We start from the raw sequence: 13181 nt of genomic DNA on the forward strand, positions 1-13181 counted from the left end.
GAGCCATGAGTACACACAGTGACGATCGACTCGACGAAATGGTCGGCGGCATTCGCGCCGGCCACACCACCTACACCGAGGCCGACTGGGAGCAGCGACTCGGTGCGCTGCTGGCCAGTCAGGGCACGCCGGCGGTGGTCAGCGACGTCATCCGCCCAGACGCGGGCTCGTCGTCGACGAGCATCTTGTTTTCGGCCCGTGCGGCCGACGATCCCGCCGCTCCGGTATCGCGCTACGTCGCACGGCTGATGCCCGAGACGCCCTTCTTCGTCCGGTACGACCTACCGCAACAGTTCGAAATCCAGCGCTACTTGCACAGCGTCGGGCTGCCGGTCCCCAACGCGCTGTGGATCGACGCCCACGGCGAGTGGCTCGGCCGGCCCGGCTACGTCATGGACTTTGTTCCCGGCCGGGCGTCGACGGCGGCCTACTTCGGGCCCGGGGGGTCGCTGGCCGATCTCGATGACCAGACCCGGTTCGCTCGTCTTCGCACGATGGTCGGCCACCTGGCAGCCTTCCACGCCAAGACCGATCCCCGCGACGTCCCCTCTCTGGCCAAACGAATCGATGACTGCCGCCCGATCGAAGACGAGGTCGACGAGTGGTTCGAAATGGTCGTGCCGTCGCCCGAATTGGTGCCGCTCTACGATCGGGTGCGACGTTGGCTTCATGAGAACGCCCCCGCCTGTCCGCAGCCAGTGCTCATCCACGGTGACTTTCAGAGCAGCAATGTGTTGTGGGGCGATGACGACCTCGTCGGCATTCTCGACTTCGAGTTCTCGCGTATCGGCGCGCGCGAGAGCGATCTGGCGTGGCAGCACGTCTTGGACGATGTCTCTGCCCGCTTCTTCAGTGGTCTGGACATCGCACTGCCCTCTATCGAGCAGCGTGCGGCCTGGTACCAGGAGGCTTGCGGGGTCGCCCTCGAGAATCTGAACTACTTCGTCACAAAAGCCGCTTTCCAAATGGCCTGCGGTGTAGTCAGTTTCGCTCGTTCGGAGCGGCAAGACCTGCTCACTGATCCGACACCGGCCATGAACTACTACAACCGCTATCTGCTCAAGCTGCTTCCGGAACCCTTTGAGCTCCCGGTGACGCAGTCATAGTCCCGTCAAAACATCAACGAACCGAAGTATTTGGAGGCACATAGTGGTAGCGGGACAGACGAAGCCGTTCAACTTCGTCCTGCAGCGCGACATCACGGTTCCCGGAGATACCTGGGGCACCACGCGCCATCTAGAGGAGAAGGAGACTCCTGAAGCTCGCGCGAATGCATTGCTCGACCCTCCGCGCAGGGCAGAGGAGTATGGTCTCGACGGTTTCAGCACCGGCGACCACTTCTACGACTCGCCGGATGCCTTGATCGACTCCATGGCCTGCGCGGCGGCAACCAAACGCATCACGGTGACCCAGGCGGTGTTGGTCAACGACTTCCGGAATCCGGCACTGACAGCCAAGATGATCGCGTCGATCGACCTGTTCAGCGGTGGCCGGGCCGAAATGGGTATCGGCGCCGGCTTCAACCCCAACGAGTACCGGCAGGCGGGCTACCATTTCGAGCCACCTGCCGTGCGGGCCGCGCGCCTGCGCGAAGCGCTCCAGATCATCCGGCCCCTGCTGGACACCGCCGAGCCGGTGACCTTCAAGGGTGAGTACTACGAGGTCGATGGTTTGCTGGGTCTACCACGGCCGGCCCAAGAGCACATTCCCTTCCGCATCGGCGGCGGCGCCAAGCGGATGATGAGTATTGCCGCCGAGTTCGCCGACATCGTGGACGTCATGACCGCCGGGTTGAATTCGCAGAGCCTGCCCAAGGATCCGCAAGAATTCACCCGCGAACGCGTCGCCAAGAAGATCGAATTCGTCAAGGAGACTGCGGGGGACCGAGCCAGTCAGATCAGCTTCAGTACTGCCTCATTCCTGTTTGTCCCGGCGGACAGCCGCGAAGAGGGTGCGCGCATCGCGCTGCAGCAGATGGATGCCATGTACCGCGGATCCTATGGACCCGAAATCGGCTTCACCCTGTCTGTCGAGGAGATGATGCAGAGCCCGTACTTCCTCGTCGGCACCGAAGACGACATGGTGGCGCACCTCAACGACCTCCGCAGCGAGTTGGACATCACGGGCCACATCGTGCTGCCCGCCTTCCTCGAACCCATGAAGTCCTTCATCGGTCGTGTGAAGTCCGAAGACCAGAAAGCAGGTCTCGTGGCCTGATGACCGCTGCCCTGAAGGAGATTCGACCATGAGCACTGACCATTACTTTGATCACCGCGTCACCGCTGATCACACCGTCGAGCGTAGCCAGCGCCCGGTCCTGTCGGGTCCGAACAAGTTGAAGCTCGGCATCTTCGGAGCGAACGCCTCTGGCGGAAACGGTTCGATGACGTTTGCGGAGAACCAGATTCAACTGGGCCACTGGTCCGAAGTCCGCGACATCGCGAAAAAGGCAGATAGCCTGGGGATCGAGGCGTTCATCCCGATCGCTCGCTGGAAAGGGGTCGCCGGGCCGGGGCGCCACTGGGACCGGCTATACGAGACGTTCACGTGGGCAGCGGGACTGGCTGAGGCCACCGAACGGATCCAGATTTTCTCGACCACTCACGTGCCGTTCTACCACCCCGTGTTGGCGGCCAAACTGATGGCGACCGTCGACCACATCAGTGGCGGGCGGATGGGGTTGAACATCGTCGCCGGCTACCATCCGACCGAGCACGCGATGTTTGGGACGCCGCTTCGCGAGCACGACGAACGCTACCTGGTTGCCGACGAATGGATTCGTATCCTGAAACGGCTGTGGACCGAAGAGGATGAGTACGAGTTCGACTTCGACGGCGAATACTACAAGCTGGCGGGAGCAGAATCGGCTCCCAAGCCGGTGCAAAGTCCCTACCCGGTCATCATGAGCGCGGGTACCAGTCCTGCTGGTCGCCACTTTGCCTTCGAGCACGCCGATCTGCTGTTCCTCGGCGTCCAGGATGTCGACGACGCCGCCGCGGTCACCTCCGAGCTGCGGGCAGACGCCGACCGCGCCGGGCGTGAGGATCTGGCGCTGTGGACGATGACGCACGTCATCTGTCGCGACACCGAGAAGGAGGCGCTCGACTACGCCAAGTACGTCTGGGAAGAGAAGGGCGACTTCGACTCCGCGGCCACCATGGTCAAGACGCTCGGCGGCGGCGACGTGCGAAGCTTCGCCGATTTCAAACAGAACCAGATGCTGCTGAGCGTCCTCAGGACAGGCAACGCCGTTCCGATCGTCGGATCCGTCGAACAGGTCGTCGAGAAATATCAAAAGTTGTCGGACGCTGGAATCAACGGTGTAACGGTGGCAATGATCGATTATGACGACGCCCTCGACCGATTCGACAAGCAGGTGCTGCCGATGATGCGTAGCGCGGGCCTGCGCGCCGACAGCTGAGTCGCCTTGCGGCGGTTGCACTGTCAAACAGAGCACGAATCGAAGCGAAGAGGCTAGGGATCAACCCCGACGACCAATTGGGAGCGTTTCGAGATTCCGAGTTTCGTGCAGACGCGTTGTAGGCGGCCTTCAACGCTACGCACGGAAACGCAGAGATTCTCGGCGATTTCCTTGTTGGATCGGCCACTGGTTGCCAGTCGCGCGGCTTCATGTTCAGCGGAGGTGAGACCGACCTGATCGCCCAGCCGGCGCAGCGCGGGAGTCTGAGCCCCACCGCAGCGGGCCGCCAGACTGTGCGCTCGCCGAGCCTCATCGGCTGCCTCTTGTGGGCAACAGTGTCGGAGTCGCCAGCCGCTACTGCGGTCCAGGCCCGAGCTTGTCGCGGGTCGATCGCCCATGAAGTGGCCAGGACTCAAGCCGAGATCGTCAAGTGCGGACAGTGTCTGCGAGGCTCAGCGGCGGGGCCTGCTCGCTTACCGCAAGTTTCGGGATCGGCGGCCTCCGATCGAATCGGAAAGGATCCCTATCGGAGCAGGGCTGCGCGCAGGCGCTCGATGTCGTCGGGAGTTACGTCCGCGGCGGCCAGAAACTTGTCCAGCGACCCGTAGTGGCTGTCGACGGCGCGCCTGGCAGCGTCGAGATACTCCTCACGCACTCCGAGGATGTCCTCACTGAGCCACGTCGCCGAGTCGGCAAGCTCGGGATAGTCAGCGGCCCGCTCACGCACCGATTCCAGGACGTGCCCACGCAACTCGGTCAACGAGTCGTTGCTGCGCATGAAGTCGGCGACGATCGCCTCGGGATCTACCCCAGCCGTCTCCAACACCAGCGCCACGACGAACCCGGTACGGTCCTTGCCCGCGAAACAGTGGACGATCACCGGTCGCTCGTCAGCCAATAGCGAGATCACTTGTCGCACCGCGCGTCGCGCGCCTGGCAACGTCGCGAACCGCTGGTACTCCTCGGTCATGAATCGCTGGGCCAGGAGGGCGACGTCGTCGCCGTTGGATTCTTGCATCACACGCTGAAAAGACGCCTCGTGTGGAGCCTCGCCGCCGTTGACGGCCGTGGCCGGAAAGGGCAGATGGTGAACGGCGACACCGACAGGTAAGAGGCAGCTGCCGGCACGCTCGATCTCCCGCTGCGATCGCAGGTCGGCGATGTCGGCAACGCCAAGCCGCTGGATGCTCTCCCAGCCGGCTTCGTCCAAGCGGTTCAACTCGCTGGAGCGGAAGAACAACCCCGGTCGCAGTGCAGCGCCCGCCGCCGCATCTCGAAAGTTCCATACACCTGGCGCCATCGCGCACTCGCCGTAACCGGACATTCCGGACGCAGCCCCCAAACTACAAATCGACGATGGTGGAATTGGCGACACTCAGCGCGAGATCCGGCCCGTATGCCGAGACGGGTGACTGAAACCCGGTTTTGAGATCGCCGGCAAGTACGCGCGCGGCGACTTCGATGCCGGACTTGCTGGTGTACGAGTAAGCCGACGGTGTCTCGATCATCGAGCGCGCGACGCTCCCGTCGGCCCCGGTCACCTCGGCGATGACCTTCGCCGTTCCGGCGTCACGCTCATCGGCGGACGGCCCTTCGGGTAAGTCGTCGATATTGACGGCGGCCAGGTCCCCGTCCGGTGCGACCAAGAAAACGTCGATATCGGGGACGCCGAAGGACTTCCAGGCGGTGACGAGGTCGCCCATCGCCATCGGCGCCATCGTCTCCGGGCCCGCGCCGAAGTCGACCTTGAGCAACTGCGGGTCGTCATTGAGAACGATTTCGCCGGCCCGGCGGACCTTGGCTCCCTCGGCGAAGATGTATCCGCTGCTCTTGATGGATCCGCGGGAGACACCTCCAAAGTGCTTGAGGAAGAATTTCACGGACTGCGGCCGTTGCACGCGCTGGGCGGTGTGAAACCCGATGGCGTCACTTGGAATGACGTCCCAGCCGACGCCCGGCATCAGCATGATGCCTGCCGCTACGGCCCTTTCGTCAAGTGCCTCGGCAAGTTCGAAGGTTGACAATTCGCCCGTGATGTCCAGATAGTGCGTGGACGTGTCGAGGCACGCCTCCATCATCGGCCGCGCAGTGGTGGCAAATGGGCCGGCCGCGTGAAGAACGCAGTCGATGCCGTCCAACCCTCGGCGTACCGCTGTCGGGTCGTCCAGTGCGAAGGCGCGAGTCTCTTTGAGGCCCAAGCTGTTCGCCACCTCCTGCAGGCGGACGTTGTCTCGTCCCGCGAGGATGGGAACGAGTCCGCGCCGGACAGCCTCCGCTGACAAGAGCTTGCCAGTGTAGCCGGTGGCACCGTAGATCATGAGGGACTTGTGTGCGCCCATCGCCTCGTACTCCGCCTCTGCTTCGTCGCTTCAACAAGTTTATATCAAGACAGTATCTGGCCATACAACAGGTTGGCGCCGAATGGCATTGGTGAGTGTGGTTTTGGCGAACTGCGGGTAATGCGGCGGTGGCGATCTCGCCACGGTTGCGGCGCGCCGGGTCGTTCGACACCCTGCCGGTACGCCTTCGGCGCACGCCACTCAGCCGAGGTGGTCTTCTGTCGATCTGTTGACAGTTCGCGTGTTGTCGCGGCATCGGGAGACGAACGCTAGTTGTGACTGTGATACTTCGAGGCCTGCCTCCTCGAGGTGAGCCAACCCCTCGTCAAGGATCCGGTCCAGTACGTCGGGAGTGCGGGGCACGAGCGTGACGCCGTCGGCCACCTGGGCTGCGTGGATGTCGGCGATCAATCCAGCGAGCCCTTTTGCCGTGCCGACATATACCAACGAGTCGGTGGGGTGGTTCGTGTCTCCAGCGAGTCGACTCCACTCTGTGTGCGCCGTGCGCGGGTCAGACGCGATCATCACATCGACGTCGACAAGCACCATCACAGACGTTGCGTCGCCTCCGCGTGCGGCCACTTCGGCGCGTGTCTTCGCCGTCTTGCGTTGTGCCTCTCGCAGATCGATGGCTTGTATGCGGACCATGCTGGGGCTCGAGGCAATTGGATCTGACACGATGGTCCAGTTCGCCGTCGTGCTCCCTGGACCGGATCGGTCGATCCAGACTGCGACATGAGGTGCATGCGGGGCAGGGGAATCGCGCGCCGCGCTGCCGTCAGCCGATGGCACGCGTCGGTCCACCATGTCGGTCTTTACCGCGATTGCGCTGGTTCGCATGTTCTTTAGTTCCCTGCTCCCCTAATCGCTGGTTTGGGCGCCCACAAGTGGACGTTGCAGCCAGCCCGATTGGGCGACACTGTGGTCGCCGCCGAGCCTGACTGTCGGCCCGAAGGGGCGGGATAGCGCGACGGATGGGAACGATGACCATCACATCGCTCCTTACTTCACAAGCACACTGTTCAGGAGCATACAACATTCAGCGAGACTCGAGCGCCCCGCGGAGATGCGCAGGGTCCCGGCGACTCCCGTCAGGTGGCCACGAGAGGATCCACTCCAACTGCCAGCTGAGATCTCTTCTCGATGCCAAGTTTGTTGTAAACGCGCTGTAGGCGGCCTTCGACGGTACGCACCGAGACGCCGAGCTTGTCCGCGATTTCCTTGTTGGATTCGCCGTTGGCGGCGAGTACCGCGGCTTCTCGCTCGGCAGGGGTCAACCGGACGGGCTCTTCGAGCCGACTCAACGCCGGCGTACGGGCGCCCTCGGTGAGCGCTACCAGAGTGCGGGCCCGCCGGGCCTCGTCGGCAGCCTCCTGCGGCCGATCACTATCGAGCCACGCAGCCACCGCATCAGCAGATGCCTCGGCGGCCAGCAGAGTGGCGCCCATGGTTTCGAATTCAACGGAAGCTGATGCCAGCGAACGAGCGTCGTTGCGGATCAGCGCGGTGGTGTGCCGTGCCCGTACTGCTACGAGCTCGCTTTCCGTCTGTGTGGCAAGCACCGACAACCGGGAGGAGACAACCGCCGCACCGCCGAGACGGGCCTGCGCGTGCAGGGCGGACGCCTCGCCCATGGCGTCACCGATCGCCGATCCGACATCGGCGGCCTCCTCGAACATACGTTGTGCCTCAACGAGATTGTTCTCCGCTACCGCGCGCCATCCGCGCGCATGCAACGGGTCGACTCCCATGAAATACCCTGGTTGCACGCCTAGACCGTCCACTGTCGCTAGCGCGTCAGCGGCACCCTCGGCATTACCGGACAGGGCAAGAATCAAAGCCAGATCGATCAGGCACCAGCACACGAACTGCGGTTCGCTCAGCTGCCGGAACAGGGCCACCGCTTCTCGGCCGTGTACCTCTGCCATGCGCAAGTTTCCGCGCTCGCCGGCGAACTTGGCCAGATGCCAGGCGAACCACGCTTGCGCTTCCGGCGACCGGTCAGCGAGGGACTGCTGGTACTGCTCCACGGCGATTCGCTCGGCTTCGCCGAGCTGTCCGGACCAAGCGAGCGCCTCACATCGCATGAAGATATGTGCCCATGGGTAGGACTCCACCGGTTCATCCAGTGCGGTGTGGGCAAGGTAGCCCCGCTCCGCTATGTCGAGCGCAGCGCGCACCCGTCCCAACCGGCCCAACGAGAGCGAAGCAACCTGAGAAGCCCATACGTAGGCGGGCCCTTTCACGTATTCCAACAGCGGCAACGCGGCGTCGGCGGCCGCTCTCGGCCCGTCTCTGCCGAGGAGCAGGGCCGAACGCCGGGCAAGTATGTCGGCGCGCCATACGGGGTCGGCGATCGCAGCCTCGGCCTCGTCGGCCAGCCGCTGCGCCTCGCCCGCCTCGCCCAGGAAGAAGCCAAGGTGGCCGAGGCGGGTGGCGGCCACCCGACCACGTTGGGTGTCATCGACCGCCTGCACCGCCAGGTCGGCGAGTTCGGCGGCGGCCTGCTCAGCCCGTCCATTGAGACGAGCCAATTGAGCGGCCATGAGCGCGGCTTCGAACCCGGCCCCGGTATCGACGGCGGCTCGGGCGAGCCGTTCGGCGAGGAGGAAATCATAGTCCCAGCGCGCTGCGGCGGCGCCGGCCAGAAACAGGTCGGGAGAGCTCTGGCATGCGTCCAGACTCCAGGTCGCCAGGCGCAGGGTGTGGCCACTGCCTCTCGTGCCGACGGCTTCTGAAGCAGCGATGAGTGTGCGGGCGATCGTTCCTCTGCGGAGCGCAGGTAGGCGCGCCCGAAGCACTTCCGCGTCAAGCGGATTGGTCAGCCGTACTTCCAGCCGGTGGTCAATGAGCCGACTGGTCAACAGCTTCTTCCGCTCGAGCTGCACCGCTAGATCCAGCACGCCTACGACATCCAGCTCGGCCGAAGACACGGGCTCGCCATACGCCACTAGCTCCAACAGTTCGCGTTCGGCGGGCTGAAGGTGGGCCAATCGGGTCTCGATCAGTTCGACGAGCCTGGTCGATGGCGTGAGTTCGCCCATGAGGCGCCAGATCCCACCGTCGTCGCGTAGCTCGCCGTCGGCGATCCCGCCCAGAACCAGTTCGCGCAGGAACAGAATGTTGCCGTCGCAGCGTCGCGCCAAATCGGCCACGGCGGCGGGGTCGACCGGGTTGCCCAGGGCCGAGCACAGCAGTCTGCCGACCGCGTCCGTGCCCAGCTTTGCCAGGTCTTGCCGCTTTGCCACCCGGTCTTTCCACAGTGCGACGATCGCCTCTGGCGCCGGCTCGCCGTCGTGCAGTGTGACGAGTACGGCCGCGACTCCGGCGGTCACGATGTGGTGTACCAGGCTTGCCGATTCATCGTCGAGCAGGTGCGCGTCGTCTACCACCAAAAGGAACCGGTGCCCTCGGGCCTGCTGCTCGGCAATGGCCGAGAGCGACCTCCTGATCCACCCAGCCATATCCTCGACGGGCGGACCAGTTTGGTGGATGGACGACGGCAACCCGGCAACTGCTCCGAATGGGATACTGCGGGACGAGTGCGTGGCCGTGGCGCTGGCGGTACCGAAGCCTTGACGCCGAGCGCTGCGGAGGCATTCGCGTGCGAGCCGGGTCTTGCCGACCCCTGGCGCGCCGACGAGGACGACCGCCGTGTCTTCGCCGCCCAGCGAACTCCACAGTTCGTCGAGTTCAGCGGCCCGCTCGACCAGTGGCCACTCATCCTCCACCCAAGGAAAGTATCTCACCACACTGTCTCGCAGGTTGGTTTTCGAACGCTTGATGCGCACCGGTGACGCGGACCGTGTGGTGCCATCTTCGGCGGCGCGTAGTGGCGGCGAGGGATTCGGGTAGTGGCGTGCCTTTACGGCGGAAAGGCCTTGTGATTCGCTTTTTTCAGGCCTTCCGCCCGTCGGCCTCGACGCGGCAGTGGGAACCCCAGCGAAGTGGAGCGAAGTGTATGGTGCGGCAGTCGGCAACCAATGGCGCTGATCCGGACGCTGGTCCGGCCGACGGCCGCTGGGTCTTGTGGGGCAAGAGTGACGAACTCAAGCCGGGCAAGGTCCTGCCTACCACTGTCGGGGGCCGGCACCTGGTTATCTGGCGAGAGCAGTCCGGCGCGCTGAGATGTCTAGACGGAGTGTGCCGACACTTGGGCGCCCACCTCGGCTACGGCGGTGAGGTCGTCGAGAATCGGCTCGTGTGCCCGTTCCACGGCTGGGCCTACGATGCTGACGGCAACAATGTCGACCAGCCGGGCATCGAAGCAGATCCGTCGCGGCGGTCGAACATCTGCCTTCCGAGTTACGGGGTCGCCGAAGTTCACGGTTTGGTATTCCTGTCCGCCGACAGAAACGTGGAAGGCACTCGGGCGCAGGCCTTTTGCTCGACGCTGCGAGAAATGGTCGGCGACGGCGAAGCGCGCGAAGGGGAGATCGTAACGGGCAGGCCCCTACGGTGGGCCCTGACACTACCTACGTCCAAGAACCTAGTCGCCGACCCCGGTTCCGATGGATGGTCTTGGCCGAACAGTCGGGCAGTCTTCGAGTGGCTGCTGAGCGGCCGCGCGGGAGAGCGCGTCATCGCGACCTCGGACCCTCGATGGACGTCGATTCAGCCGACCGCCCGAGTGGAAGGGTGTGCCGGTCCTTTGTCGGCGGTCAACGGAACTCACAGTGCTGCACCGACGGTTCAGTTCCTCCAAGTGGTTACTGATCCGACTTTAGAGAGCTGCACGATCGGCGGTGGCGTCCAGGTCGCGCGCATCCACGTCCGCCCGCCGGCGCTGACGAACAGCAAGCCCCGCCGCCGGCATGAGCGGATGATTCGACGAACCCTGGGGGCGAGCAGGTTGCTGTGCTCTATCACCCAGATCAACGATCAGACCCTCGCAGTGACCTGCGTTGGCGTCTATCCCTCCCGCCGATCCGCACGATGGGCTGTCCCCGCCGCCGACGCGGTGTTGATGGGTCTGGTCGGACGTCGGCTCAGGCGCCTCGCCACAGCGCTGGACACCGCGCGATTGGTAGTGCAGGTTTCGCCGGCGACCGATATCAACCTCCCCGACGAGTGGGTGCCGCTGTTGGGGCGCGAACCGACTTCCGAAGCGCTCGGATGACGTCCACCACCCGCCTTTTCCCGGCCTGCGCTACTGATCCCGATAGGAGCCAGTCATGAAAACCGACACATCACCTGACAGCCGGTCTGGTCGGCTTGGTGTCCTCAATGGCAAGTACCCCGCGTCATATTGGCTGATCGCGTTCTCCAAGGACGTTCGCGCCGGCGAAGCTGTTCCGATGCGGCGCCTAGAACGCGATCTGGTCTTATGGCGCGACGCCGACGGCACGCTGCACTGTCAGGACCACGCATGCACTCAGCGTCTAGGCCGAATCGGGGATCGCTGGAGCGAGAGGGACGGCGTCGCGGTCTGCGAGAACCACGCCGATGCCTTCGACGGCGCCCAAGAATATCTCGTCAAAGAGCGTTACGGCGGCGTCTTCGTCTGGAGCGGCGAGCTTCCTGCGGATCACGATCTACCTGACATCCTCGGGCAGATGGGACTGACCGAGGACGACGTCAAGATCAGCTACTCGCGCTTCATGTTGCCCTACCCGGTGAAGTGGCTGATCGAAAACGAGCCAGACATGGCGCATTTCGCGTTTCTGCACAATACGGGCGACTGGGGTGACTGCTGGGTCACCGACGAAACCGAGTCGGCGATGAGTGTGACCGGCCGGATATATGGCAAAAGAGGCTTGACACCAAAGGAATTCGCCCGCCTCTACAGACGTGACGACCTCACGGATATCATCGAGTTTTCCGGCGATGTCGTATTCGAGGTCTACGGCAGTGGAATCAGCAACCTGTGGGTGGAGCCGCCGGACGTCGATGCGCCTAGATTCAGCCTCACGGGGCCGATTGGCAAGGCAGTGCAGGCGACTCGCCAAATCAACGGATTGGCACCAGTTGATGTGGACACGCTGCTGATCATGCTCATCACCTTCACCCCGCGATTCGATGTGCCCGTGATCGGCGGTCTGCTCGACGGTCTCGTGGCAGCGGGGGCTCGGGCGCGCGGCTGGGTGGCGATCCGGCAGGACTACCCGGTGATGGTGCACCGTGACGAACCGGAGGGACCGCGCTACAACCGTCTGGACCGCGCTCTCGTCGCCTACCGCAAGTTTTGGGACCGCCGACTGCCCGATCGAACACTCGAAGCTGGCGACAACCTACACTCCAACGGCCGTCGTGCTGGAATCAAATGGACGCACCGTCACGTCGGCGCCGAACATACCGATGTCGAGGCTCCGGTATGACCCCCGTCAGGTTCGGCGCATTGCTCGCGTTGGGTGTCGGTTACCTTCGGTATCGCCGCTGGCGTGTTCGCGACGTAGCGCTACGGTCGAAGAAGATCGCGAAAGCGCGCGGCATCTCGCAGTGGAACGCTGCACGTGCAGCCGACCCTCGCAAGACCCCGGTGTGGTGACTTTGGGCTGGTCGGCGAATGTGCCGAGCTGCTGCTTCAGCGCGGGTATTGGCCGTCGTCGACTTTGATAATCGTTCCGGTGACGTATTCCGACGCTGGTGCGGCGAGGTAGAGCAGAGTGCTGTCGAGGCGGTCGGGGTCTCCAATCCGCTTGCGCGGCAATCGATCGGTGAAGTCTCCTGCCCGTTCGATATGGTGTTGCACCATCTCCGAGAGGAATGCTCCAGGTGCGATCGCGTTGACGTTGATTCCATAGCGGACCCACTCTACGGCGAGAACCTCGGTCATCCTGCTGATCGCTGCCTTCGTGATCGAGTAGAGCGCGGCCGCGTCACCCTCGTAATGGTAGGCCGCCATCGATGACAGGTTGATGATCCGTCCCGGTTGCTTTTTGGCGATGAGGCGACGCGCCACTTCACAGGCGAGTACGAACGGTCCACGTAGGTTGGTGTCGATGACTTTGTTGATCACTTCGAGCGACATTCGGTGGGCCCGCTGTGCGTCCGGCGTCCCGGCGTTGTTGACCAAGATCGTGATGGTTCCGTAAGGAGTCTCTGCCCGATCGAGCACTTCGGGCAGGTCTGCTGCCTGCGAGACGTCCATCGGTACTGCTGAACATCGGTGTCCGCGGTCGACGATTTCCTGGGCCAGCTCATCGAGAAGTTCTACCCTGCGGCCTGTGACCAGGACCGATGCTCCGGCCTCCGCGAGCACCATCGCGAATCTCCGGCCAAGTCCCGCGGTGGCACCCGTCACCATCGCAACCTGTCCAGTCAGATCCACGGAGTCGCGTGGTAGCGGGAACTCGTTGGGCACAGTCATGATTGGGCCTTTGCATCCGTGTCGCTTCGGGGGCGATCTCGAGGTCAGCGGGTCGAGGTGGTGCTGGTCTGCCTGATTCAGTGGTCGATTGCTTGATGCCGATCGCCCATCG

Annotated in this window: 11 protein-coding genes; 5 read left to right on the forward strand and 6 right to left on the reverse strand. The window is 63.8% G+C overall.

The window, feature by feature from the left end; translation table 11 throughout:
* Positions 1-5 precede the first annotated feature (5 nt).
* The 3 genes from A5695_RS21490 to A5695_RS21500 are packed head-to-tail and all read left to right on the forward strand — an operon-like array spanning position 6 to position 3421.
* Complete coding sequence (locus tag A5695_RS21490) at positions 6-1106, forward strand: phosphotransferase family protein (RefSeq protein ID WP_082946231.1); 1101 nt, start codon at positions 6-8, stop codon at positions 1104-1106.
* 43 nt (positions 1107-1149) lie between these two features.
* A complete protein-coding gene (locus tag A5695_RS21495) occupies positions 1150-2217 on the forward strand; it encodes an LLM class flavin-dependent oxidoreductase (RefSeq protein ID WP_068086895.1) in 1068 nt (355 codons plus the stop codon).
* A gap of 28 nt (positions 2218-2245) precedes the next feature.
* Positions 2246-3421 (forward strand): LLM class flavin-dependent oxidoreductase, encoded by a 1176-nt coding sequence (locus tag A5695_RS21500; RefSeq protein WP_082946233.1) that lies wholly within the window; start codon positions 2246-2248, stop codon positions 3419-3421.
* A gap of 53 nt (positions 3422-3474) precedes the next feature.
* Here A5695_RS21500 and A5695_RS27925 read toward each other — a convergent pair whose 3' ends face one another.
* The 5 genes from A5695_RS27925 to A5695_RS21520 all read right to left on the reverse strand — a co-directional run bounded on the left by A5695_RS27925 (position 3475) and on the right by A5695_RS21520 (position 9491).
* Positions 3475-3819: a helix-turn-helix transcriptional regulator gene (locus A5695_RS27925; protein ID WP_082946234.1), complete on the reverse strand. Its 345-nt coding sequence runs from the start codon at positions 3817-3819 to the stop codon at positions 3475-3477.
* A gap of 125 nt (positions 3820-3944) precedes the next feature.
* Positions 3945-4721, reverse strand: a complete 777-nt coding sequence (locus A5695_RS21505; protein ID WP_197515578.1) for a tyrosine-protein phosphatase — start codon at positions 4719-4721, stop codon at positions 3945-3947.
* A 43-nt stretch (positions 4722-4764) separates the two neighbouring features.
* Entirely contained in the window at positions 4765-5760 is a 996-nt protein-coding gene (locus A5695_RS21510; RefSeq protein WP_068086902.1) for a trans-acting enoyl reductase family protein, read from the reverse strand.
* A gap of 201 nt (positions 5761-5961) precedes the next feature.
* Positions 5962-6600, reverse strand: a complete 639-nt coding sequence (locus A5695_RS21515; protein ID WP_156749790.1) for a hypothetical protein — start codon at positions 6598-6600, stop codon at positions 5962-5964.
* 251 nt (positions 6601-6851) lie between these two features.
* Complete coding sequence (locus A5695_RS21520; RefSeq protein WP_197515579.1) at positions 6852-9491, reverse strand: LuxR family transcriptional regulator; 2640 nt, start codon at positions 9489-9491, stop codon at positions 6852-6854.
* A gap of 230 nt (positions 9492-9721) precedes the next feature.
* Here A5695_RS21520 and A5695_RS21525 point away from each other — a divergent pair, with 230 nt between their 5' ends.
* Positions 9722-10879: a Rieske (2Fe-2S) protein gene (locus A5695_RS21525; RefSeq protein ID WP_082946236.1), complete on the forward strand. Its 1158-nt coding sequence runs from the start codon at positions 9722-9724 to the stop codon at positions 10877-10879.
* A gap of 55 nt (positions 10880-10934) precedes the next feature.
* Positions 10935-12077 (forward strand): Rieske 2Fe-2S domain-containing protein, encoded by a 1143-nt coding sequence (locus tag A5695_RS21530; protein WP_068086909.1) that lies wholly within the window; start codon positions 10935-10937, stop codon positions 12075-12077.
* Between the two features lie 206 nt (positions 12078-12283).
* Here A5695_RS21530 and A5695_RS21535 read toward each other — a convergent pair whose 3' ends face one another.
* Positions 12284-13069, reverse strand: a complete 786-nt coding sequence (locus tag A5695_RS21535; RefSeq protein WP_068086911.1) for an SDR family NAD(P)-dependent oxidoreductase — start codon at positions 13067-13069, stop codon at positions 12284-12286.
* Positions 13070-13181 lie beyond the last annotated feature (112 nt).

It is taken from the genome of Mycobacterium sp. E1747 (genome assembly GCF_001667775.1).
Lineage (GTDB): Bacteria > Actinomycetota > Actinomycetes > Mycobacteriales > Mycobacteriaceae > Mycobacterium.

Bases quoted from the DNA above. Each gene is read 5' to 3' on its own strand.
- A5695_RS21510 (WP_068086902.1), bottom strand. From the start codon at position 5,760: ATGGGCGCACACAAGTCCCTCATGATCTACGGTGCCACCGGCTACACT.
- A5695_RS21505 (WP_197515578.1), bottom strand. From the start codon at position 4,721: ATGGCGCCAGGTGTATGGAACTTTCGAGATGCGGCGGCGGGCGCTGCA.
- A5695_RS21490 (WP_082946231.1), top strand. From the start codon at position 6: ATGAGTACACACAGTGACGATCGACTCGACGAAATGGTCGGCGGCATT.
- A5695_RS21515 (WP_156749790.1), bottom strand. From the start codon at position 6,600: ATGCGAACCAGCGCAATCGCGGTAAAGACCGACATGGTGGACCGACGC.
- A5695_RS21535 (WP_068086911.1), bottom strand. From the start codon at position 13,069: ATGACTGTGCCCAACGAGTTCCCGCTACCACGCGACTCCGTGGATCTG.
- A5695_RS21525 (WP_082946236.1), top strand. From the start codon at position 9,722: ATGGTGCGGCAGTCGGCAACCAATGGCGCTGATCCGGACGCTGGTCCG.
- A5695_RS27925 (WP_082946234.1), bottom strand. From the start codon at position 3,819: ATGGGCGATCGACCCGCGACAAGCTCGGGCCTGGACCGCAGTAGCGGC.
- A5695_RS21530 (WP_068086909.1), top strand. From the start codon at position 10,935: ATGAAAACCGACACATCACCTGACAGCCGGTCTGGTCGGCTTGGTGTC.
- A5695_RS21500 (WP_082946233.1), top strand. From the start codon at position 2,246: ATGAGCACTGACCATTACTTTGATCACCGCGTCACCGCTGATCACACC.